The sequence below is a fragment of the Mycolicibacter icosiumassiliensis genome (assembly GCF_900078685.2).
Taxonomy (GTDB): Bacteria; Actinomycetota; Actinomycetes; order Mycobacteriales; family Mycobacteriaceae; genus Mycobacterium; species Mycobacterium icosiumassiliensis.
In genome coordinates this window covers 1,423,807-1,444,821 of the sequence record NZ_LT546166.1, presented here as the reverse complement: position 1 = coordinate 1,444,821, position 21,015 = coordinate 1,423,807, and the positions used below count along the sequence as shown (strand labels likewise).

Below are 21,015 nucleotides of genomic sequence, written 5' to 3'. Positions count from 1 at the left end.
CCCCGGTGACGATCGCCGACGTGTCCCGGCAGCTATTGCCCGCCGAGGGAGAGACCGGCGTGGTCGCCATCGGGTCGCTGTCGCTGCAGAGCGGCGCGGTGCTCGATGACGTGCACATCGCCGTGCAGCGCTGGGGCGAGCTCTCGCCCGAGCGCGACAACGTCGTCATGGTGCTGCATGCACTGACCGGGGATTCCCATGTCACCGGGCCCGCCGGGCCGGGCCATCCCACCCCGGGCTGGTGGGACGGGGTGATCGGCCCCGGAGCCCCGATCGACACCGATCGCTGGTGCGCGGTGGCCACCAATGTGCTGGGCGGTTGCCGCGGGTCGACCGGCCCGGGCTCGCTGGCCCGCGACGGGAAGCCTTGGGGCTCAAAGTTTCCCGCAATCACGATTCGCGACCAAGTCGAGGCGGACATCGCCGCGCTGGCCGCGCTGGGCATCACCGAGGTGGCCGCCGTGCTGGGCGGTTCGATGGGTGGCGCCCGCGGGCTGGAGTGGATGGTGAGCCACCCGGACCGGGTGGGCGCGGGCTTGCTGCTGGCCGTCGGCGCCCGGGCCACCGCCGACCAGATCGGCACCCAGAGCACCCAGATCGCGGCCATCAAGGCCGACCCGGACTGGCAGGGCGGCGACTACCACGGCACCGGCCGCAGTCCCGAGGCCGGACTGGCGATCGCCCGGCGCATCGCGCACCTGACTTACCGCGGTGAGGCCGAGCTGGACCGGCGATTCGCCAATAGAGCGCAGGATGGCGAGGACCCGGCGCACGGCGGGCGCTACGCGGTGCAGAGCTACTTGGAGCATCAGGGCGACAAGCTGGTGTCACGGTTCGACGCGGGCAGCTACGTGACCCTCAGCGACTCGCTGTCCAGCTACGACGTGGGCGCCGGACGTGGCGGGGTGGCCGCGGCGTTGCGCGGCTGCCCGGTTCCCGCGGTGGTCGCCGGGATCACCTCGGACCGGCTGTACCCGCTGCGGTTGCAGGCCGAGCTGGCCGAGCTGCTGCCCGGCTGCGACGGACTGCAGGTGCTCGATTCGGACTGCGGACACGATGGCTTCCTGCTGGACACCGCCGGAGTCGGCAAGCTGATCCGCCAGACCCTGGACTTAGCGAGCTCGGCCCGGGACCGCCGGCGGTGAGCCCGTCCGAGCAGAGCCGCCGCGACCGCTCACTGTCGTTCGGTTCGCAGGCCGCCGCCTACGAACGGGGCCGTCCGTCCTACCCCCCGGAGGCGATCGACTGGCTGCTGCCGCCGGGCGCACGTGACGTCCTCGACCTGGGCGCCGGCACCGGCAAGCTCACCGCGCGCCTGGTGGAGCGCGGCCTGNGGGGGCGCGGCGCGGGACCGCCGGCGGTGAGCCCGTCCGAGCAGAGCCGCCGCGACCGCTCACTGTCGTTCGGTTCGCAGGCCGCCGCCTACGAACGGGGCCGTCCGTCCTACCCCCCGGAGGCGATCGACTGGCTGCTGCCGCCGGGCGCACGTGACGTCCTCGACCTGGGCGCCGGCACCGGCAAGCTCACCGCGCGCCTGGTGGAGCGCGGCCTGGACGTGGTGGCAGTGGACCCGATCGCCGAGATGCTCGAGGTGCTGGCCGCCGCCCTGCCGGGGACGCCGGCGCTGCTCGGGTCCGCCGAGCAGATCCCGCTGCCCGACAACAGCGTCGACGCGGTGCTGGTGGCCCAGGCCTGGCATTGGTTCGACCCTGCCCGGGCGATCCCCGAGCTGATCCGGGTGCTGCGCCCCGGCGGCCGGCTCGGGCTGGTGTGGAACACCCGCGACGAACGGCTGGGCTGGGTCAAGGAACTCGGCGCGATCATCGGCCGCGAGGACGCCCGCGACGTGGTCGACGCCGGGGTGAGTCTGCCCGCGCCGTTCGGCGAGATCGAAAGCCACCAGGTCGAGTGGACCAGCTACCTGACGCCGCAGGCCCTGATCGATCTGGTCGCGTCCCGCAGCTACTGCATCACCTCACCGGATGCGGTACGCAGCAAGACACTGGACCAGGTTCGCAACCTGCTGGCCACCCATCCGGCGTTGGTCGGGTCTACCGGACTGGCACTGCCCTACGTCACGGTGTGCTCGAGGGCAACGCTGCACTGAATCTTTTGGCGGCGACCCGCTTCACCCGGCTATGGCCGGCCGCTAGGCGCTGAACAGGTTGGCGAAGTCGTTGGCGACCGACTGGAACGCGCTGATCACACTCAGCAGGTCGAACCCGATCGCCGTGGGGATCAGCCCAGCGTCGGCCGCGATCGGCATGCCAATGGCGTTCGTCAGCATGGTCAGCAGATCGTCGTCGCCCTGGAATGCGTTGAAGAACATGCTGATGTCGTAGGCGGGCATGGTGGTCAGCAGGGCGTTGATGATGTCCGCCGTCGGCAGCAGCACCGAATACAGCGTGGACGCCGCTCTGGAGAACGTGTTGACGACGTCGAGGAGGCTGGGCAACGAGAAGTCCACTGCCGAACCGAGCGCATCGGCCGGGTTCCCCAGCGACAAGTGCCCCAGGTCGTAGATGAAGTCATTGAATCCGTGCTGCGCTCCCTGACCCAGTGAGTTCAGCAGCGTGAACACATCGATGTCCTGCGGGAACACCCCGTAGGTGGTGAGCACATTCGCCGGGCCCTGGTCCCAGCCACCGTGGGTCAGTTCGCCGTCGACGTAGGTGTCGACGTTGCCGTAGCCCAGGTCGACCAGGATCCGGGTGACGGGCTCCAGCAGGTCATAGAGCGGCTCGCCGAGCAGCGGGATTCCGAGCAGCGGCTGCAGCAGCGGCAGGATCTCCGTCGGAATCATGTAGTAGTCGGTGTTGAGGGCGGCCGAGGCGCCCTCGGGCAGCGTCAGGGGTCCGTCGTAGTGGGTGGAGCCCAGCAGCAGCTGCGCGCTGTCGATGGAATCCGGTCGGGTATAGCCGGGGCCGTGCACCATCGCGATCCCCAAAACGGCGTTGAGCGTCGAGAGGAAGTTCAGCGGATAGCGCGGGAAGTCGGAGAATCCGTCGTATTCGGCGATATAGATGTCGGTCGCGTACGGGGTGTCGGGCGTTGCCCCGTAGAAGTCGATCCCCATCGACGGGATGTACAGCGGGACTTCTGGGACGGCGAAACGGGACAACAGGCCGCCGTTGGGGAACATCTCGTTGGCGATCAAGACGAACGACAGCTGGTCGGGGTCTGGAGCATTGCCGGAGCTGAGCAGTTGGTTCATCTCAATCGAGGAGAGGACGGCGCTCTGGGAGACGCCGTAGACCACCACGTTATCGCCTGCCGTGATGCGGTCGCGGATTGTTTCGTCGAGCATCCGCACCCCCTGATCGACCGAGGTGTCCAACGGCAGGCTCTTGACGCCGGTTCCCGGGTACAGGCCTTCGGGGGTAAAGACGCCCTGCATGGTGTAGCCGCCGTAGCCGAGGTGCGAGAGGTATTGATCGGCCCAGTGAAAGTCCCATGTCCCCGGGATGGGGGTGCCGCTGCCACCCATGACCAGGGCCACGTTGTCGAGCAGCGCCACGTCGGCGAACATCGTGCGCGCCCCGGAGGTCGAGGCCGCCAAGGCCGGCGTCAGGACCGGCGAGGCAACCACCGCTGCGGCGCTGGTCACGGCCACTGCCGCAACTCCCAGGGCGTGGAACGTGGGGCTTACCTTCATGGCGACCTCCGACAGCGAGCGTGGGACTGCTTATTACTTTGCAGTACCTTAACGCTTACATGATGAGAACCTGAATTAACTATGAATAGTTCAAACTTTCTACTGTAGAAATTTCCACCTAACAGGGCTTTTCTCCGGTCCGGCGCCTACCGGTCTTACGCCGGCTTCACCTGCACGTCGACGGTGGTGGCGCCGTGGTCGGCGGCGATGATCAACACCGAGGACCCCGGTCCCGACACCACGTGCCCGCCGATGACATCCACCTGGTAGCCGTTCGGGTACTGCAGAGCCGGCACCACGATCCGGGTTTGCGCGTCGGCGGCGAAACTGCCCGAGCCGTCAGCCATCGCGGTCGAGTAGCTGAAGTGGAAGATGCCGCCCGCGAACGACCAGGCGTTCGGCACACCGGCGATCGTCTGCGGGTACGGCTCGGCCAGCGCCGCTAGCTTGGCGGCGTCGACGTTATCGCCGCCCGGCGGCAGATTCGTGTCGAAGACCAGCGCCTGGCCCTCCGGCGAACTGCTGGCGACGTCACCGCCGGTATAGGCCCACTCCATCCAGCCATAGCGGTAGGGGTTGGTGTGCCGCAACGTATCGGCAATGACCCCGGTATTGGTGGTGGCACCGAACTCGGTCATCAGCGCCGGGATGTTGTGCGAATCGGCATACGTCGCAGCATTGTTCAACAGAATGTCGAAGTTCAGACCGCAACCGAAGTCGATCTCGAACACCGAATTCGCCAGGCAGTAGTTGTGGAAGGCGAAGATCCCGTGCGGATCGTCCACGGCGCCCAACGACGTCGGTATCGCCGTGTTGAACAGGAAAGTCGGTTCGAACAGCACCGGGGTGTTGGGGTCGACAGAGCGAATCGCCGCGGCCATCTGGTTGTAGAACGGCGTCAAGGTCTGTGCGTCGAAGTGCGGACTTCCCAACACGCCAGACAGCCACGGCGAGCCCGGCCACGGCTCGTTGATGATGCCGTAGCCGGCCACACTGGCGTCGTCCTTGAAGTAGTCGGCGACGTACTGCCACGACCGCGCGTAGTGGTTGGCCAGGCCGATGCCATCTTCGGCTTTGGCGTTGGACCAGAACGCATCCCAGGCGTGCAGCTGCGCGGGGTTGAACAGATAGGTACCGATCTGGCCCACATCGGGGTTGGGCAGCCCACCGGTCAGCACCGCCCAGTCCGGTGCACCGTCGCCACCGAAGCCCGCGCTGTAGAAGTCCTGGTGGAAGTCGAGAATGCTGTAGATGCCGTGGTCGGCCAGGGTCTGCACGGTCTGTTTGATCGCGGCGAGGTAGTCGGGATCGAAGACGCCGGGCTGCGGCTCCACTCCGGCCCACAGCACTCCTACCCGAACGGCGTTGAAGCCGTTGGCGGCCAGGAACGCCGCGTCATCGTCGCCGAACCCGTCGGCACCCGGCGTGTACGGCGCGATCTTGTAGACCTGGTTGAGCCCGTGCAGGATCACCACCTTGCCGTCGCTGTCGGTGATCCAGGCGCCGGCGGTGGACAGCCCGGTGTAGGGGCCGCTGTCCGGGGCACCGGCGAGGGTACCGAAGTGCCCGACCGCGCCGTGGATGCCGAACATGCCGGCCGCTCCCCCGGCCCCGCCCAACGCCGGCAGGTTTCCGGCACCGCTATAGACCCCGCGTTCCTGCCGTGCCGCCGGCGATCATGGCGCCCCAGCCCAGCGCCCTACTGAGATCGTTGAGCCCGTCCAGGATCGGAGTGGGTCCGGTGCTGTGGATCCAGCTTTCGACACCGGTGTGCAGCGGGGTGTAGATGAGCTGCTGCAGCCACGCCGTCGCATCGGCTGCGCCCACGCTCGGCGCTCCGGAGATCCCGGCCAGGACGTCGTTCCAGTGCGTCGGGGCGAAGAAGGCGTCCCAGGCCGCCGGGTTCGACAGTGCGGACCAGTCCACGTTGTGGGTGGCCGCGTCCACGAACGGGTCCATCACCTGCTCGAGCATGGCGTCGAACACCTCGGCGCTCGCCGGGGCCGGCACGGCCGCGCCGAACACCAGGGCCGAGCCCACTGCGGCGCCCAGCCCGATCGCCCGACGATTGACCTTGCCGCTGCGACGTCGAGTCATCTGGCGTGGACCTTTCTTACACCCCCCAGCAAAGCTGAACATTAAATGTGCTCATCATGAATGATTCCAACAACCTACCGGGCTGAGCCTTGATTTCGGCGCAAAGCCCCGAAAATGCGGGATTGCCTGGGCGACACAGCACTGTAGGCAAACTGTGACCGCGCCGACTCGCCGGTGTTACCGCTTTGATGCAGGATTTCAACAAGAACGTTCGGACAAGTCCCGGGTACTGCTCGGCGCCGGACCACGACGAGGGGGATGCATGCGAGGCTTCATGAGCAAGGCGGGCACGGGAGCAGGCTTGGTGGGCCTGATCGCCACCACGGGATTGGCGGCACCGGCGCAGGCGAGCCCGGTCGACACCTCATTCCTGTCCGATCTCGCCGGGGCCGGTGTTCCGGTCGGCGACCCGACCGCGACGGCAGCCCTCGGCCAATCCATCTGCCCGATGCTGACCGAGCCCGCCGGCACCGCCGCGTCGGTGGCGGCCCCGATCACCGGCCTCGGCGGCGGGCCCAGCATGTCGCCCGAGATGGCGCAGCTGTTCACCGAGATCGCCGTGCAGATCTATTGCCCGCAGATGCTGTCCCAGTTGGCCAGCGGCCAACTGCCGGATCTGCCGCAGATCCCTGGGATGTCGGTCGGTATCCCCGGCTTGTCCGGTGGAGTCCCAGCCATTCCAGCCATCCCCGGGTTTTAGCCGCCCGCCGCAGCGGCCGGCTTGAGGTAGCTGACCAGACTGACGTCGAGCACTTCGTCGGTGAAGTAGTGCTCGCAGCCGCGTAGGTACCTCAGATAGCGCTGGTAGACCTCATCGGACTGGATCTCGATGGCGGCGTCCTTGTTGGCCTCCAACGCATCGGCCCAGATCTGCAGGGTTTTGATGTAGTGCGGACGCAGCGAAAGCGCTTCGGGAACTAGGAAACCGGCCCTCTCGCCGTGCTCCACCATCATGGCGGTGGTAGGCAGTCGCCCGCCGGGAAAGATCTCGGTAAGGATGAACTTGATGAACCGCGCGGTCTCGAACGTCAGCTTCTTGCCGCGTGCATTCAGCTCATAGGGGTGGTAGCTGACGCTGCTCTGAATCGTCATTCGCCCGTCCGCGGGCAGAATGTCGAAACACCGTGCGAAAAAGGCGTTATAGCGTTCGTGGCCGAAATGCTCGAACGCCTCGATGGAAACGATCCGGTCGACCGGTAGGTCGAACTCTTCCCACCCGTGCAGCAGTATCCGCCGCTCGCGCTCGGTGTCGATGGTGTCCAGTAGTCGCTGCGCATAGGCGTGCTGGTTCTTCGACAGCGTGAGGCCGATGACGTTGACGTCGTAGCGCTCGAGCGCACGCTTCATCGTCGAGCCCCAGCCGCAGCCGATATCGAGCAGCGTCATGCCGGGCTGCAGATCGAGCTTGGCGAGATTGAGGTCGATCTTGGCGATTTGGGCCTCTGCCAGTGACAGCTCCGGCGGTTCGAAATAGGCGCAGCTGTAGGTGCGGGTCGAATCCTGGAACAGCGCGAAGAAGTCATCGGAGAGGTCGTAGTGAGCTTGAACGTCCGCGAAATGCGGCCGCAAGGTCCTGGCGGCTGGAACATCAGTCATCGCCAGGCCTACTTCTGCAAGGTGAACTGGTTGACGTCGATGTACCCGGTGCGAAAACCGTTGGCGCAACCAGTCAGGTAATGCATGTAGCGGTCGTAGACCTCTTGGCCCTGGAGTTCGATGGCTCTGTCCCGATTGCCCTCCAGTGCTGCCGCCCAGCAGTCCAGGGTTCTGACGTAATGCGGTTGTAGCGATTGCCTTCGAGTCAGGGTGAAACCCGCTCGGGCCGAATGCTCCTGCACCATTTCGATGGTGGGCAGCCGGCCGCCCGGAAAGATCTCGGTCACGATGAACTTGATGAAACGGGCCATCGCGAAAGTCAGTGGCATGCCGCGGGCGGTGATCTGCGGCAGGGTCAGGCCGGTGATGGTGTGTAGCAGCATCACGCCGTCGGCCGGCAGCGCGGCGTAGGCCATGGTGAAGAAATCGTCGTAGCGTTCGTGCCCGAAGTGCTCGAAGGCGCCGATGGACACAATCCGGTCCACCGGTTCGCGGAAGTTCTCCCAGCCCTCCAACAGCACGCGTTTGGTGCGCGTGCTGTCCATGCCGGCGAACATGGACTCCACATGGGCAGCTTGGTTCTTGCTCAAGGTCAGTCCGATGACGTTGACGTCATACTCTTCGACCGCACGCCGCATGGTGGCGCCCCAGCCGCAGCCGACGTCGAGCAGCGTCATGCCGGGCTGCAGTCCCAGCTTGCCCAGCGCCAGGTCCATCTTGGCGATCTGGGCTTGTTCGAGCGTCATGTCGTCACGCTCGAAGTAGGCGCAACTGTAGGTCTGGGTCGGATCGAGAAAGAGTCGGAAGAACTCGTCCGACAGGTCGTAGTGGGCCTGCACATCTTCGAAATGCGGTGTCAGATTTTTTGGCATAGCACTGTGCCCTCGGCCGGAGGCCGAAAGCGTCCCCCTTCTAGTACTTTCCGAACGCGAGTGCCACGTTGTGGCCGCCGAATCCGAAGGAATTGCTGATCGCGTATCGGTAGTCGCCGGTTCGTACGTCACCGGCGACGACGTCCAGATCGATCTCCGGGTCGAGGTGGTGCAAATTCAACGTCGGCGGGACTACGCCGTCCCGCAGCGCCAAGACCGTCAGAATCGCCTCCACCGCACCAACTGCCCCGACCGAATGGCCCAGAGCGGATTTCGGTGCATACACCGCGGCGCGGTGCGCGCCCATAGCGTTGTTGATCGCCTGGGCCTCGGCCAGATCACCGATCCGGGTTCCGGTGGCGTGTGCGTTGATGTGATCGATGTCGGCCGGCGCCAGACCCGCAAGGTCCATCGCCCGGGTCATCGCGTAACCCGCGCGCTCGCCCTGCGGGTCGGGCGCCACGATGTGGTGGCCGTCCGAGGTGATTCCGGCGCCCATCAACCGGCCCAGAATCGTTGCACCACGCGCCTTTGCGTGCGCAAGAGTCTCGATGACCAGCAAGGCGCCGGCCTCGCCGAACACGAACCCGCTGCGGTCGGCGTCGAATGGTCGGCAGGCACCGGCCGGGTCGTCGTTGTGGGTGGACAACACGATACGCATCGCGGCGAATCCCGCGATGGGAACCGCTTCGATCTTGGTCTCGACTCCGCCGCAGATCGCGATATCGGCCTCGTCGTAGACGATGTTGCGCCAGGCCTGCGCGATACCTTCGGCCCCGGAAGCACACGCCGAAATCGGGGTGAAGACACCCGCTTTGGCGCCACGCTCCAGTCCGACGGCGGCGGCCGCCGCGTTGGGCATGTATTTCTGCACCCCGAGCGGCGAAACAGCCTTCATGCCGCGTTCCACCATGCCTTGGTAACCCCAGACCAGTTCCTCCGGCGAACCGAGCCCGGTGCCGATCGACACCAGCAATCGGCGTGGATCCACCTCCGGCGAGCCCGCATTCGCCCAGACTCGACGGCCCAGGATGACCGCCATCTTCTGCAGGTACGACAGCCGGTGCAGTTCCCTGCGGTTCAACTCGTGATCGAAGTCCTCCAGGAGATGCCCGCCGATACGCACCGGAAGGTCGAATCGTTCGACGAACGGATCGTCGAGCCTGCGGATGCCACTTTGCCCGTCCAACAGCTTTTTCCAGGTGTCCTCGGCGTCCGTTGCCAGCGCAGTCGTCATCGCAACACCGGTGACGACGACCTCGGGGAGGCCGTTCCCGGTGGAGAGCCGAGTGATTCGGGCCATGTCCGCGCCTCACTTCCGGGCCGCTACTTAGTCAGGATGAACTGCCCGACGTTGCTGATTCCTCTGCGGAAGAGATCTGCGCAGCCGGTCAGATAGCGCAGATAACGCTCATACACTTCCTCGGACTGAGTGGCGGTGGCGCGTTCGCGGTTGTGCCGCAGATTGGCCGCCCACATGTTCAAGGTCCGGATGTAGTGCTCCGGCATCAAAAGGGCATCCTGGATGCGGAATCCGGCGCCCTGCGAATATTCGTAGATGTCGTCGCGGCCCGCCATCTCCCCGCCGGGAAAGATCTCCTTGCCGAGGAATCGGACGAAGCGCAGGTCGCTCATCGTCACCTTGATGCCATGCTCGCGCCAATAGGTCTGCGGGTAGGTGAATATGCTGTGAAACAACATTCGCCCGTCATCAGGCAGAATCTCGTAGGCACGTTCGAAGAACGCGGCATAGCGGGCCTTCTTGAACGCGTCGAACGCCTCGATGGTGAAAATCCGATCAACCTTCTCGTCGAACTCCTCCCAACCCTGCAGACGAGCCTCCGCACGACGCTCGGTATCGATCGCGGCCAGAGTGGCCGCGCTGCGCGCACAGTGATTGCGGCTCAGGGTGATACCGATGACGTTGACGTCGAACTTTGTCACCGCCCGGACCAGCCCCGCTCCCCACCCGCAACCGACGTCCAACACCGTCATCCCCGGCTCGAGGTTGAGCTTGCGCAATGCCAAGTCATACTTCGCGTTTTGCGCCTCCTCAAGGGTCATGTCGTCGCGCTCGAAGTACGCACAGGTGTAGGCCATCGTCGGATCGAGGAACAGCCCGAAGAAGTCATCGGAGATGTCATACGCCGCTTGAGACTCTTCGTAGTACGGCTTGAGATCGGTCATCAGTGCCACCATGCCCTCCGAGATCGCTTACACCACTGTCTTTTCCATCGTGAACTGGCAGACGTCGGTGTAGCCGTCACGGAACAGCTCCCGGCACCCCGTCAGGTACTTCAAGAATGTTTCGTAGGTCTGCTCGCCCTTGAGCTCGACCGCCTGATCTTTATGCGCTTCAAGGTTCTTGGCCCAGGTGTCCAAGGTGCGTACATAGTTCGACCCGATCAACTGGTGGCGGCTGATCGAGAACCCGCAGCGGGTCGCGTGCTCATCGACGATCGAGATCTGCGGCAACCGTCCGCCGGGATAGATCTCGGTCAAGATGAAATGGATGAAGCGCAGCAGCGACATCGTCTTCTTCAGTCCCCGCCGCTCGCCCTCTTCGGCGGTGGGTACCACGATGGAATGCAGCAACATCACTCCGTCGTCGGGCAGTACGCGGTGGCACATGGTGAAGAAGTCGTCGTAGCGCTCGTAGGTGCCGACTCCATCGGCGAAGTGCTCGAAAGCGCCCAGCGACACGATGCGGTCCACCGGTTCGTCGAATTCCTCCCAGCCCTGCAATCGCACCTGTTTCGAACGCGGGCTGTCCATTTCGGCGAATTTCTGCTCGCAATGGACCACTTGGTTTTCGCTCAACGTCAGCCCGATGACGTTGACGTCGTACCTCTCGACGGCCCGCCGCATGGTGGAGCCCCAACCGGACCCGATGTCGAGCAGCGTCATCCCGGGCTGCAATCCCAGCTTGCCCAAGGCCAAGTCCACCTTGGCCATCTGAGCCTGTTCGAGCGTCATATCCTCGCGCTCGAAATAGGCGCAGCTGTAGGTCATCGTCGGATCCAGCCACAGCCGGAAGAATTCGTTGGACCGGTCGTAGTGCGACCGGATGTGGTCGACATCCGGAATCAGCTCGACGTCGCTCATCTGTTCCTCCGCTACCCGAAGCGACTTCAAAGGGCATCAGTCATCTCGACGCGGAAACGGGTTCCCCTAGACCGGCAGGGCCAAACACGGCACCCGATCCGATTGGGAGACGGGCGAATACGCACCACCGCACCGGCCGAAAAATTGTCGGGCCGGTCAAATATGACTAGCTGGTCCCGAGCGGGTCGATCGTGGCGGCCACGTAAAGCATCACCGTCGCCGCGGTCGTCATCGTCGCGAAGTCCAGCCCTCGGTCGCGCAGCACCAGCAGTCCAGCCCGGTCCTCGGACAGCACCAGGCGCAGCGCGGCGGCCACCCCGGTGCCGATCCCGATCAGCAGCGCGCCGCGCCGCCAGAAGTTCGCCCCGGCCAGCACGAACGCCGCCGTGAAAATCAGCCCGACCAGCAGGATCGGCCACTGCGCGGCGATCACCCGACGGACCTCGGCGAGCTTCACAGCGTGCTCTCGACTCTTTCCACCACGTTGGTCAACAGGAACGCCCGGGTCAGCGGCCCCACTCCGCCGGGGTTGGGCGACACGTGGCCGGCCACCTCCCACACGTCCGGGTGTACGTCACCGACCAGCCCGGCCTCGGTACGCGACACCCCGACGTCGACGATGGCCGCGCCCGGACGCACCATGTCTGCGGTGAGCATGTGCGGCACCCCGACCGCGGCGACGATGATGTCGGCCTGACGGGTCAGGTCGGCCAGATTGCGGGTCCCGGTGTGGCACAGCGTGACGGTGGCGTTCTCCGACCGGCGGGTTAGCAGCAGTCCCAGCGGGCGCCCGACCGTCACCCCACGTCCGATCACCACGACATGGGCGCCGGCGATCGGCACGTCATAGCGGCGCAGCAGGTGCACGATGCCGCGCGGGGTGCAGGGCAGCGCCGCCGGGGTGCTCAGCACCAGCCGACCCAGGTTGGTCGGATGCAGCCCGTCGGCGTCCTTGGCCGGGTCGACGCGCTCAAGTGCGGCGTTCTCGTCTAGATGCTTGGGCAGCGGCAGCTGCACGATGTAGCCGGTGCACTCGTCGTTGGCGTTCAGCTCGTCGATGGTGTCGTTGAGCTGGGCCGGACTGCAGTCCGCCGGCAGGTCGCGGCGGATCGAGGTGATGCCGACCTTGGCGCAGTCGGCGTGCTTGCCGCGCACGTAGGCATGCGAGCCGGGATCGTCACCGACCAGAATGGTGCCCAGACCAGGTGTGCCGCCGGCGGCGGACAACGCCGCCACCCGTGCCTGAAGGTCGACGAAGATCTCGTCGCGCGTGGCCTTGCCGTCCAACGTAATCACACCCACGCCGGACATTGTGGCATGCAGCCGCCGAGTTCCCGCCTGTTGGAGGCGACGGCACCGATCTTCCGGTGCGACAGAGCGACTATTCGCCGCACGCCGCTTGTAGGCTCCCGCTATGCCCGTTCCGGACGTCTTCAGTCCCGCCAAACTCGGCCCGATCACGTTGCGCAACCGGATCATCAAGGCTGCGACGTTCGAGAACCGCACGCCTGGAGCGCTGGCCTCCGACGATCTCGTCGAATATCACCGGCTGCCGGCCGCCGGCGGGGTGGGCATGACCACCGTGGCCTACTGCGCGGTCTCGCAGGGCGGGCGCACCTCCAACGACGGGCTGTGGATGCGCCCGGAGGCGGTCGCCGGGCTGCGCCGACTCACTGACGCGGTACACGCCGAGGGGGCCCTGGTCAGCGCTCAGATCGGCCACGCCGGCCCGGTCGCCGACGCACGCTCCAACAAGGCCCGCGCCCTGGCCCCGGTGCGGTTCTTCAACCCGATCGGCATGCGTTTCGCCAAGAAGGCCACCCGCGACGACATCGATCAGGTCATCGCCCAGCACGCCGACGCCGCCCGCTACGCGGTCGACGCCGGGTTCGATGCCGTCGAGATCCACCTTGGCCACAACTACCTGGCGAGTTCCTTTCTGAGCCCGCTGATCAACCGCCGCTCCGACGAGTTCGGCGGGTCGCTGGCCAACCGGGCCAAGGTGGCCCGCGGGATCGTGCAAGCGGTCCACAAAGCTGTAGGCGGACAGATCGCGGTCACGGCCAAGCTGAACATGACCGACGGAGTCCGCGGCGGCATCAACCTGGACGAGTCGCTGACCACCGCGAAGTGGCTGCAGGACGACGGCGGCCTGGACGCGCTGGAGCTGACCGCCGGCAGCTCGCTGGTCAACCCGATGTACCTGTTCCGCGGGCACGCCCCAGTGAAGGAATTCGCGAGCGTCTTTCCCCCGCCGTTGAGCTGGGGCATGCGCATGACCGGCAACAAATTCCTGCGCGAATACCCCTACACCGACGCCTACCTGCTGGACAACGCCCGGCTGTTCCGCGCCGAACTGTCGATGCCGCTGATCCTGCTGGGCGGTGTCACCAACCGCGCGACGATGGATCAGGCGATGGCCGAGGGCTTCGAGTTCGTCGCGATGGCCCGGGCATTGCTGGCCGAACCCGACCTGGTCAATCGGATCGCCGACGACTCGACGACGCTGTCGGAGTGCACCCACTGCAACCAGTGCATGCCGACGATCTATCGGCGCACGCACTGCGTCGTTACCGGCGCCCCGGACACAACTCGCTAGAGTTGACGCCAATGAGTCACCCAGCCCCGCCGGTGCTGACCGTCCGCTACGACGGGTCGCAAGGCACGTTCTCCGCAGGCCACGACGTGGTCATCGGGCGCGACCTGCGGGCTGATGTGCGCATCCCGCATCCCCTGGTATCCCGCGCTCACCTACTGCTGCGCTTCGAGCAGGGCAGGTGGTTGGGGATCGACAACGGCTCCCTGAACGGCATTTACATCAACGGTCAGCGGGTGCCCGTCGTCGACATCCGCGACGGCCAGGCCGTCAACCTCGGCAACCCGGACGGACCGCGGGTCTCCTTTGAGGTGGGACGACACCAGGGCCAGGCCGGCCGGCCGCCACAGACCGTCTCGATCCAGGTGCCGCAGCCCGGCCAGCCAGGAATAGCACGCCCGAGCCGGCCGCCACAGTCGTCGGGCTGGCCGTCTCCACCCGAATCCGCGCCGTATGCGGCGGCTCCCGATCCCGCGCACTACGCGGATCCGCGGTCGGCGGGGGTGTTCCCCCCGCACCAACCGTCCACCCGGATGGCGCCGGTGTCGGCGACGCCCCCCGAAGTCGGCAACATCGCCACCCGCATGATCGACATCCTGCGGCCCGCCTCCAGCTCCGCCCCGGACGCACCGGCCGGGGCCCTGACCATCGGCCGTGCCACCGACAACGACGTCGTGATCTCCGACGTATTGGCCTCCCGCCACCACGCCATGCTGATCCCGACCCCGCTGGGCACCGAGATCCGCGACAGCCGAAGCATCAACGGCACCTTCGTCAACGGTGTCCGGATCGGCTCGGCAATCCTGTCCGAAGGCGACCTGGTCACGATCGGCAACGTCGACCTGGAGTTCACCGGCGGCACCCTGCTGCGCCGCACCGACGCCGCGAGCCGCACCGGTGGCCTGGAAGTCCGCGATATCTGCTTCGACGTCGAGGGCGGCAAACGGCTGCTCAACAACATCTCGCTGACGGCCCGGCCGGGCACCCTGACCGCGATCATCGGCGGCTCGGGTGCCGGCAAGACGACGCTGTCGCGGCTGATCGCCGGCTATACCAAGCCCACCGCCGGCTCGGTCACCTTCGAGGGCCACAACATCCACACCGAGTACGCCTCGTTGCGCAGCCGGATCGGGATGGTGCCGCAGGACGACGTGGTGCACCGGCAGCTGACCGTCAACCAGGCGCTGGGTTACGCCGCCGAACTGCGCCTGCCGCCGGACAGCAGCAAAGCCGACCGGGACCAGGCCGTCGCGCAGGTGCTCGAGGAACTCGAGCTGACCAAGCACGCCGACACTCGGGTGGACAAGCTCTCGGGCGGCCAGCGCAAACGCGCCTCGGTGGCCCTGGAACTGCTGACCGGGCCATCGCTGCTGTTGCTCGACGAGCCGACGTCGGGGCTGGACCCGGCGCTGGACCGCCAGGTGATGCTGATGCTGCGCGGGCTGGCCGACGCGGGCCGGGTGGTGCTGGTGGTCACCCACTCGGTGTCCTACCTGGACGTCTGCGACGAGATCCTGCTGATGGCCCCCGGCGGCAAGACGGCGTTCTGCGGCCCACCCAAAGAGGTCTTCCCGGCCATGGGGGCCGACAACTACGCCGACATCTTCGCCAACGTCGGCGCCGACCCGGACGAAGCCAACCGGCGGTTTCTGGAGCGCGAGGGCGGCCACCAGGGCGCGGCGGCTGCCGTCCCGGCGACTCCGCCGGCCGACTTGGGCAGCCCGCCGGCGGAAAGCCTGCGCAAACAGCTGTCGACGATCGCACGCCGCCAAGTCCGGCTGATCGTCTCCGACCGCGGCTACTCGGTCTTCCTAGCGGTGCTGCCGTTTATTGTGGGCGCGCTGTCGCTGACCGTGAAGGGCAACGGCGGGCTCGGGATGCCGGGGCCCGACGCGCCGACCGAACCGCAGTACATCATGGTGCTGCTGATCATCGGCGCGGTCTTCATGGGCACCGCCCTGACCATTCGAGATCTGATCGGCGAACGCCCGATCTTCACCCGAGAACAGGCCGTGGGCCTGTCCACGGTGGCCTATCTCCTGGCCAAGGTCACGGTGTTCGTGATTGTGGGCAAGGGCGGGCCGACGCAGGGCGCCGTGATGTTCGGCAGCGCAAATTTCGACTTGTTCCTCGCCGTGGCCGGGACGTGTGTGGCCTCGGCGGTGCTCGGGCTGGCGCTGTCGGCGTTCGCGCAGTCCAACGAGCAGATCATGCCGATGCTGGTGGTCTCGATCATGTCGCAGCTGGTGCTGGCCGGCGGGATGATCCCGGTGACCGACCGGGTCGGGTTGTCGCAGGCGGCCTGGGTGACGCCGGGCCGCTGGGGCTATGCCGCGGGCGCGTCCGCGATCGACTTCAACAAGCTGGTCAACGTGCCGCAGATCCCCAAAGACCACCTGTGGGACCACACCAGGGGCATCTGGCTGTTCGACATGGGGATGCTGGCACTGCTGTCGTTGTTCTACACCCTGCTGGTCTGGTGGAGGATCCGGCTCAGGCGCTGACTCCGGCGGCGTCGAAGGCGACACGCAGCTGCGAGGGTCCACGCAACTCGGGGCCGAGCAGGCTGGCGATACGCACCGAGTCGGGCTCGAGCAGCCGCAGCCCCGGCAGCCACGCCGCGTTCCCCGCCGCTGCGCTGCCGGGCTTGATCGTCGACATGCGCTCCGGCCCGGCGTTGCAGGCGAGTCTCGGCGAGCGTCGCTGACGTGTCGGTCAAGCCTGCGGCGCCAGGCTGGACAGCGCGTATTCGCTGATCGCGATCAGCGCATCCCGGGCCGAACGCGGGTCGCGCGCATCGACGGTGATCACCGGGATGTGCTCCGGCAGGGCCAGAGCCTTGCGCACCGCGGCGACCGGATACCGTGGCGCGCCGTCGAACTCGTTGACCGCGATCAGGAACGGCAGGTTGCGGTGCTCGAAGAAGTCCACCGCGGCGAAGCTGTCCTGCAGTCGGCGGCAGTCGGCCAGGATGATCGCGCCGATCGCGCCGCGCACCAGGTCGTCCCACATGAACCAGAACCGGCGCTGGCCGGGCGTACCGAACAGATACAGCACCAGGTCGTCGGCCAGTGTGAGACGACCGAAGTCCATCGCCACGGTGGTGGTCCGCTTGTCCGGGGTGGCCTCCAGGGTGTCGACACCGGCCGAGGCGTCGGTGACCAGCGCCTCGGTGCGCAGCGGCATGATCTCCGAGACGGTTCCGACGAACGTGGTCTTGCCCACTCCGAACCCGCCCGCGATGACGATCTTCGTCGACGCCGCGTCCCTGGGCCTGGTGGGCCTATCCAAGCGCTCGTAGGCCACGAAGCGTCCTTCCTATCAGTTCTCGGCGTTCGTCCCGGGTGGACGCCTCGGTCAGCGTGGGACGCACCCGAAGGTATCCCGACGTCACAAGATCGCCCACCAGGACGCGCGCCACACCCAGCGGCAGATTCAGCCGGGCGGAGATCTCGGCGACCGAGGGGGCCGCCCGACACAGTTCGATGATCCGGCCGCGCGGGTCGCTGACCGGCCATTGGTTGGGCTGGGCCGCACGCAGTGTCTGCACCGGGGCTTCCAGCGGCAGGCTGACGTCGGTGTGGGTTCTTCCGGCGGTCAGCGTGTACGGGCGTACCAGGCTGGCCTCAGTTTCCCGGGCTTCGGACTCCTCGGGATTCGCCGGCTCCGGCGGGATGTCCATCACCATTCACCGGTATCTCACGAGCGATCGCCCGGCGACGACGCCGCCCGACGCGACGACTGCACCACCGCGCCGACCCGTTCCACCAGAACCGCCATCTCGTAACCGATCTGGCCGATGTCGCAGGAGGTGCTCGCCAACGTCGCCAGGTGGGAACCGTCGCCGACTCTCATCAGCAGCAGGTAACCGTGCTCCATCTCCACCACCGACTGCAGCACTCGTCCGCCCTCGAACAACTGCGCCGCACCGGTTGCCAGGCTGGCCAATCCGGACGCCACCGCAGCCAACTGGTCGGCCCGCTCGGTGGGCAGGTGTTCGCTGGCGGCGACCGTCAATCCGTCGACCGATACCAGCACCGCATGCGACACCCCGGGCACCTCGCGGGCGAAGTTGGAAACCAGCCAGTCCAGCGAGCTCTCGGGAGCCCGGCGCTGTTCGGTGTGGTCAGTGGGGAAAGTCATTGCTGGTTGCGCCCCTGATCGGTGTCCAAGCTTTCTTCGAAGCCTTTATCCAAACCTTTGTCCACGCCGTGCGATCTCGCGGCATGCACCCCGCCGAAGTGACTGCTGATCGAGGCGCGGATCGCCTCGGGATCCCGTTCCGGTGTCTGGTGGGCGGGCCGGTGGGGTACGCCGTTGGATGCTACCGGCCGGCCGGTATCGCCCTGATCGTGCACCGGCGCAGCGGAGTCTCCGGCGTCCTCGGACGGGTCGGCCTCGGCCGAACCGGGCACCAGCCGAGCACCGGGTTCGCGGACCGGCAGACCGTGTTCGGTGTGGTCGCGCACCGGCACGTTGTCCGCCTCGGCAGCCACCGACCAGCCGCGGTCCCATACCGACTGCCAATCCAGGTCGGCGCGCAGATTCGGCTCGTTGGGGTCGTTGCCCACCGACTCCGAGAGCATCCGCTGATAGATGGTGTCGGTGTCGGTGTCGGCCTCGGGCTCGTCGGCGACCCGGGCGCGCGCCGCGAAATACTCCGAAGTGTCAGCGGGAGCGGACTTTTCCGACTTCTCGACGTCCGGCGACGATCCCGCGGTTTTCCCTGCCGGTTCCCCGGTCCATCCGGCTTCTTCGTCGGCTTCCCACCAGGGTTGCGGCAGGTCGCGTCGCACCCGCTCCGCGCCTGCCGGCGGGCGCGCTGGCTGTTCGGCGGGCATCTCGGTGATGCCGCTGGAACCCGGAGTCCGCCGGGGCAGCAACGAGACGACGGGACCGGACACCGCGGTATCGGGGTCCTCGTACTGCTCGGGCTGGTAGGGCGGGTACGGCTCGGGTTCGGGGGGCCCGGGCTCGACGGTGCCGGAATGCGGCGCGACCGGCGGCGCAGGCATGGCGATCTTCGTCGACGGGGCCGGCTCCTCGACGGGCTCGGTGGTCAACAGGTGCGGCGGCAGATACACCTCGGCCGTAATGCCGCGGGCCCCCTGCGACGCCGGGAACAGTCGGACCTCGATGCCGTGCCGGTGCGCGAGCCGGGAGATCACGAACAGGCCCATGTGGCGAGCGTTCTCCGGGCTGAACTCACCGCCGGCTGCCAGACGCATGTTGGCCATCCGGAGGTCGGCGTCGGTCATCCCCAGCCCGACGTCGACGACCTCGACCACCACCCCGCCGTCGTTCTCGAAACCGGCGACCACTCGCACCGGTTCCGTCGGTGCCGAATAGCGCAGCGCATTGTCGATCAATTCCGCGAGCAGATGTACGCCGTCCGCCACGGCCGCGCCGATCACCGTAACGTCGGGCACCAGCACGATCTGGACCCGTTGGTAGCCCTCCACCTCTGAGGAGGCGGCGCTGATCAATGTCGCCAGCGCAACCGGCCGGCCCCGCTCGTGCGGCACTCGCGCACCCGCCAGTACCAGCAGGTTCGCGCCGTTGCGCCGCATCCGGGCGGCGAGATGGTCCAGCCGGAACAGGCTCTCGAGCCGGTCCGGGTCGTCCTCGTCGCGCTCCAACCGGTCGATCAGGGTCAACTGCTGATCGACCAGAGACCGGTTGCGCCGCGACATCGTCTCGAACATCTCGTTGACCAGGCGCCGCAGCCGGGCCTCGTCACCGGCCAGCAACAGGGCCTGAGCGTGCAGTTCGTCGACGGCGTGGGCGACCTGACCGACCTCCTCGGTGGTGTGGACCGGCAGCGGGTCGGGTTCGCGTTCCGAACCGGGCGAGCCGGCGCGCAGCCGGGCGATCTCGTGCTCGAGGTCGGTGTGGGCGATCTGCAACGCACCGTCTCGCAGGGTGCGCAGCGGGCGCACCAGCGAGCGCGCCACCAGCCACACCGCCAGCAGCGTGGCGACGATCCCCGCCAGCACCAGCGCGATGTCGCGCATGGCTGCGGCGCGCCGGTCCTCGGCTCGGTCCTGAACCGCCCTAGTCACTGCCCCGGTGTTCTCGCTGATCAGCTGGGAGGCGATCTGGTCTGTGGCGCGGATCGAATCCCGCAGCACCGGATTGTTGGGCAGCACCTGCTCGGGGTCGGACATGATCGCCATCCGGGTCACCAGCTGCCGCTGCAGGGATTTGGCCTCCGGGGAGTCGACGCCGAGTAGCTCGCTCATCCCGAACAGGGTCGACGGCTCGGTGCCGGCCAGGGCCATCATCGAGCTGCGTAACTCCGGGTCGGGAAGTTCACCGCCCCGGTTGACCAGCAGTTCCTGCATCATCATCTGACCCTTGGCGCCGACAGCACGGCTGAGGCCTTCGACCTGCGCGCGGATCCGTTCGCTGTCCGTCCGCACCGACCCGTTGATGGCGTCCTCGGCGGTCAGCAGGATGGGCGCGTAACCGGTCACCTCCTCGCGCAGACCGACGCCGGTGTTCGACACCAGGTCCAGCAAACCCTGGCCCCGTTCGATCAGGGTCTGCGTCCCGGAGCGCACGTCAGCGGGCACGTCGGTGTGCGACAGCCGCGACTGGAGTTCGTACTTACGGTTGTCGAAGTTCTTCTTGGCGCCCTCGGCGTCGCCGTCGGAGGACGCGGCCACCAGTGCGTCGCCCAGCGCCGACATGTAATTGGTGATCGCCGGGATCATCTCGGCGCGATCGGCGACCAGCCGGAGCTGGTCGGCCTCGGTGAGCGCGCCGGAGATCCGCAGCCCGCCGAAGAGCCCGGCCAGCAGCATCGGCAGCAGTGCGATCGCCAGCACTTTCCACCGCACCGGCCAGTTGCCCACCGACCACCGCGACGGACGTGTGACCGCGGCGGCGTCGGGCTCCTCGTCCCCGTCGACCGCTTGGTCTACGGCCGGGTCCACCCCGTCCGGGTGGTCGAAGAGCGTCACCGGTCAGCGGCCGGCTCACCGACCGCTCGGCTGAAATTCACCGTTTGCGCCTCACTCATGGACTTTCCAGGACCTCGCTCCCACACCGCGGGTTGCGGTGTGGACCGGTCTCGAATCAGGGTGTGGAGC

At 66.9% G+C, this 21,015-nt stretch carries 20 protein-coding genes and 1 pseudogene; 6 read left to right on the top strand and 15 right to left on the bottom strand.

The window, feature by feature from the left end; genetic code table 11:
* Nucleotides 1-5: 5 nt before the first annotated feature.
* The 3 genes and pseudogenes from metX to BN4346_RS30685 all read left to right on the top strand — a co-directional run bounded on the left by metX (nt 6) and on the right by BN4346_RS30685 (nt 2,107).
* Nucleotides 6-1,145 carry a homoserine O-acetyltransferase MetX gene (metX, locus tag BN4346_RS30695; RefSeq protein ID WP_067970318.1) on the top strand — a complete coding sequence of 380 codons (1,140 nt, stop codon included), beginning with the start codon at nt 6-8 and terminating at the stop codon, nt 1,143-1,145.
* A pseudogene (locus BN4346_RS30690) lies at nt 1,142-1,333 on the top strand (SAM-dependent methyltransferase); the annotation flags it as partial. The gene metX and the pseudogene BN4346_RS30690, both read left to right, overlap by 4 nt.
* A 27-nt stretch (nt 1,334-1,360) precedes the next feature.
* On the top strand, nt 1,361-2,107 hold the full coding sequence (locus BN4346_RS30685; protein WP_067970359.1) for a class I SAM-dependent methyltransferase: 747 nt from the start codon (nt 1,361-1,363) through the stop codon (nt 2,105-2,107).
* A 42-nt stretch (nt 2,108-2,149) separates the two neighbouring features.
* Here the strand turns inward: BN4346_RS30685 and BN4346_RS30680 are convergent, their stop codons facing one another.
* The 3 genes from BN4346_RS30680 to BN4346_RS48850 all read right to left on the bottom strand — a co-directional run bounded on the left by BN4346_RS30680 (nt 2,150) and on the right by BN4346_RS48850 (nt 5,752).
* Entirely contained in the window at nt 2,150-3,655 is a 1,506-nt protein-coding gene (locus BN4346_RS30680) for a PE-PPE domain-containing protein (protein WP_067970315.1), read from the bottom strand.
* A gap of 155 nt (nt 3,656-3,810) precedes the next feature.
* The gene (locus tag BN4346_RS30675) at nt 3,811-5,247 is read right to left on the bottom strand and encodes a cellulase family glycosylhydrolase (RefSeq protein WP_067970310.1); all 1,437 of its coding nucleotides are present in this window, start codon (nt 5,245-5,247) and stop codon (nt 3,811-3,813) included.
* Between the two features lie 49 nt (nt 5,248-5,296).
* A complete protein-coding gene (locus BN4346_RS48850; protein ID WP_067970307.1) occupies nt 5,297-5,752 on the bottom strand; it encodes a hypothetical protein in 456 nt (151 codons plus the stop codon).
* A gap of 274 nt (nt 5,753-6,026) precedes the next feature.
* Here BN4346_RS48850 and BN4346_RS30670 point away from each other — a divergent pair, with 274 nt between their 5' ends.
* On the top strand, nt 6,027-6,452 hold the full coding sequence (locus BN4346_RS30670; protein WP_067970355.1) for a DUF732 domain-containing protein: 426 nt from the start codon (nt 6,027-6,029) through the stop codon (nt 6,450-6,452).
* Here the strand turns inward: BN4346_RS30670 and BN4346_RS30665 are convergent.
* The 7 genes from BN4346_RS30665 to BN4346_RS30635 all read right to left on the bottom strand — a co-directional run bounded on the left by BN4346_RS30665 (nt 6,449) and on the right by BN4346_RS30635 (nt 12,627).
* Nucleotides 6,449-7,348 (bottom strand): cyclopropane mycolic acid synthase family methyltransferase, encoded by a 900-nt coding sequence (locus BN4346_RS30665; protein WP_067970304.1) that lies wholly within the window; start codon nt 7,346-7,348, stop codon nt 6,449-6,451. The two genes, BN4346_RS30670 and BN4346_RS30665, sit on opposite strands and share 4 nt — an antisense overlap.
* A gap of 8 nt (nt 7,349-7,356) precedes the next feature.
* On the bottom strand, nt 7,357-8,220 hold the full coding sequence (locus tag BN4346_RS30660) for a cyclopropane mycolic acid synthase family methyltransferase (protein ID WP_067970301.1): 864 nt from the start codon (nt 8,218-8,220) through the stop codon (nt 7,357-7,359).
* A 40-nt stretch (nt 8,221-8,260) separates the two neighbouring features.
* A complete protein-coding gene (gene kasB / locus BN4346_RS30655) occupies nt 8,261-9,523 on the bottom strand; it encodes a 3-oxoacyl-ACP synthase KasB (RefSeq protein WP_067970297.1) in 1,263 nt (420 codons plus the stop codon).
* Between the two features lie 23 nt (nt 9,524-9,546).
* On the bottom strand, nt 9,547-10,407 hold the full coding sequence (locus tag BN4346_RS30650; RefSeq protein ID WP_067970353.1) for a cyclopropane mycolic acid synthase family methyltransferase: 861 nt from the start codon (nt 10,405-10,407) through the stop codon (nt 9,547-9,549).
* Between the two features lie 27 nt (nt 10,408-10,434).
* Nucleotides 10,435-11,325 (bottom strand): cyclopropane mycolic acid synthase family methyltransferase, encoded by an 891-nt coding sequence (locus BN4346_RS30645; protein WP_067970295.1) that lies wholly within the window; start codon nt 11,323-11,325, stop codon nt 10,435-10,437.
* Nucleotides 11,326-11,491: 166 nt separating this feature from the next.
* Nucleotides 11,492-11,782 carry a DUF3017 domain-containing protein gene (locus BN4346_RS30640; protein WP_067970292.1) on the bottom strand — a complete coding sequence of 97 codons (291 nt, stop codon included), beginning with the start codon at nt 11,780-11,782 and terminating at the stop codon, nt 11,492-11,494.
* Nucleotides 11,779-12,627, bottom strand: coding sequence for a bifunctional methylenetetrahydrofolate dehydrogenase/methenyltetrahydrofolate cyclohydrolase (locus tag BN4346_RS30635; protein ID WP_067970351.1), 849 nt, complete (start codon nt 12,625-12,627; stop codon nt 11,779-11,781). Before BN4346_RS30635 ends, BN4346_RS30640 begins: the two co-directional genes overlap by 4 nt.
* A 112-nt stretch (nt 12,628-12,739) precedes the next feature.
* Here BN4346_RS30635 and BN4346_RS30630 point away from each other — a divergent pair, with 112 nt between their 5' ends.
* The gene (locus tag BN4346_RS30630; protein WP_067970290.1) at nt 12,740-13,924 is read left to right on the top strand and encodes an NADH:flavin oxidoreductase; all 1,185 of its coding nucleotides are present in this window, start codon (nt 12,740-12,742) and stop codon (nt 13,922-13,924) included.
* A gap of 11 nt (nt 13,925-13,935) precedes the next feature.
* On the top strand, nt 13,936-16,425 hold the full coding sequence (locus BN4346_RS30625) for an ATP-binding cassette domain-containing protein (protein ID WP_067970287.1): 2,490 nt from the start codon (nt 13,936-13,938) through the stop codon (nt 16,423-16,425).
* Here BN4346_RS30625 and BN4346_RS47605 read toward each other — a convergent pair.
* Genes BN4346_RS47605 through BN4346_RS30605 form a run of 5 tightly spaced genes read right to left on the bottom strand, consistent with a single transcriptional unit; the run spans nt 16,415 to nt 20,886 of the window.
* A complete protein-coding gene (locus tag BN4346_RS47605) occupies nt 16,415-16,582 on the bottom strand; it encodes a hypothetical protein (RefSeq protein ID WP_154677560.1) in 168 nt (55 codons plus the stop codon). The genes BN4346_RS30625 and BN4346_RS47605 overlap by 11 nt on opposite strands.
* Nucleotides 16,583-16,636: 54 nt before the next feature.
* The gene (locus BN4346_RS30620) at nt 16,637-17,227 is read right to left on the bottom strand and encodes a GTP-binding protein (protein WP_067970285.1); all 591 of its coding nucleotides are present in this window, start codon (nt 17,225-17,227) and stop codon (nt 16,637-16,639) included.
* Nucleotides 17,205-17,603, bottom strand: a complete 399-nt coding sequence (locus BN4346_RS30615) for a DUF742 domain-containing protein (RefSeq protein ID WP_067970348.1) — start codon at nt 17,601-17,603, stop codon at nt 17,205-17,207. Before BN4346_RS30615 ends, BN4346_RS30620 begins: the two co-directional genes overlap by 23 nt.
* Nucleotides 17,604-17,620: 17 nt before the next feature.
* Nucleotides 17,621-18,064: a roadblock/LC7 domain-containing protein gene (locus BN4346_RS30610; protein WP_067970282.1), complete on the bottom strand. Its 444-nt coding sequence runs from the start codon at nt 18,062-18,064 to the stop codon at nt 17,621-17,623.
* The gene (locus BN4346_RS30605; RefSeq protein WP_067970279.1) at nt 18,061-20,886 is read right to left on the bottom strand and encodes an ATP-binding protein; all 2,826 of its coding nucleotides are present in this window, start codon (nt 20,884-20,886) and stop codon (nt 18,061-18,063) included. Before BN4346_RS30605 ends, BN4346_RS30610 begins: the two co-directional genes overlap by 4 nt.
* Nucleotides 20,887-21,015: the final 129 nt, after the last annotated feature.

Bases quoted from the DNA above. Each gene is read 5' to 3' on its own strand.
- BN4346_RS30615 (WP_067970348.1), bottom strand. From the start codon at position 17,603: ATGGACATCCCGCCGGAGCCGGCGAATCCCGAGGAGTCCGAAGCCCGG.
- BN4346_RS48850 (WP_067970307.1), bottom strand. From the start codon at position 5,752: ATGACTCGACGTCGCAGCGGCAAGGTCAATCGTCGGGCGATCGGGCTG.
- BN4346_RS30660 (WP_067970301.1), bottom strand. From the start codon at position 8,220: ATGCCAAAAAATCTGACACCGCATTTCGAAGATGTGCAGGCCCACTAC.
- BN4346_RS30680 (WP_067970315.1), bottom strand. From the start codon at position 3,655: ATGAAGGTAAGCCCCACGTTCCACGCCCTGGGAGTTGCGGCAGTGGCC.
- BN4346_RS30650 (WP_067970353.1), bottom strand. From the start codon at position 10,407: ATGACCGATCTCAAGCCGTACTACGAAGAGTCTCAAGCGGCGTATGAC.
- BN4346_RS30675 (WP_067970310.1), bottom strand. From the start codon at position 5,247: ATGTTCGGCATCCACGGCGCGGTCGGGCACTTCGGTACCCTCGCCGGT.
- BN4346_RS47605 (WP_154677560.1), bottom strand. From the start codon at position 16,582: ATGTCGACGATCAAGCCCGGCAGCGCAGCGGCGGGGAACGCGGCGTGG.
- BN4346_RS30625 (WP_067970287.1), top strand. From the start codon at position 13,936: ATGAGTCACCCAGCCCCGCCGGTGCTGACCGTCCGCTACGACGGGTCG.
- BN4346_RS30610 (WP_067970282.1), bottom strand. From the start codon at position 18,064: ATGACTTTCCCCACTGACCACACCGAACAGCGCCGGGCTCCCGAGAGC.
- kasB (WP_067970297.1), bottom strand. From the start codon at position 9,523: ATGGCCCGAATCACTCGGCTCTCCACCGGGAACGGCCTCCCCGAGGTC.
- BN4346_RS30670 (WP_067970355.1), top strand. From the start codon at position 6,027: ATGAGCAAGGCGGGCACGGGAGCAGGCTTGGTGGGCCTGATCGCCACC.
- BN4346_RS30665 (WP_067970304.1), bottom strand. From the start codon at position 7,348: ATGACTGATGTTCCAGCCGCCAGGACCTTGCGGCCGCATTTCGCGGAC.
- BN4346_RS30645 (WP_067970295.1), bottom strand. From the start codon at position 11,325: ATGAGCGACGTCGAGCTGATTCCGGATGTCGACCACATCCGGTCGCAC.
- BN4346_RS30630 (WP_067970290.1), top strand. From the start codon at position 12,740: ATGCCCGTTCCGGACGTCTTCAGTCCCGCCAAACTCGGCCCGATCACG.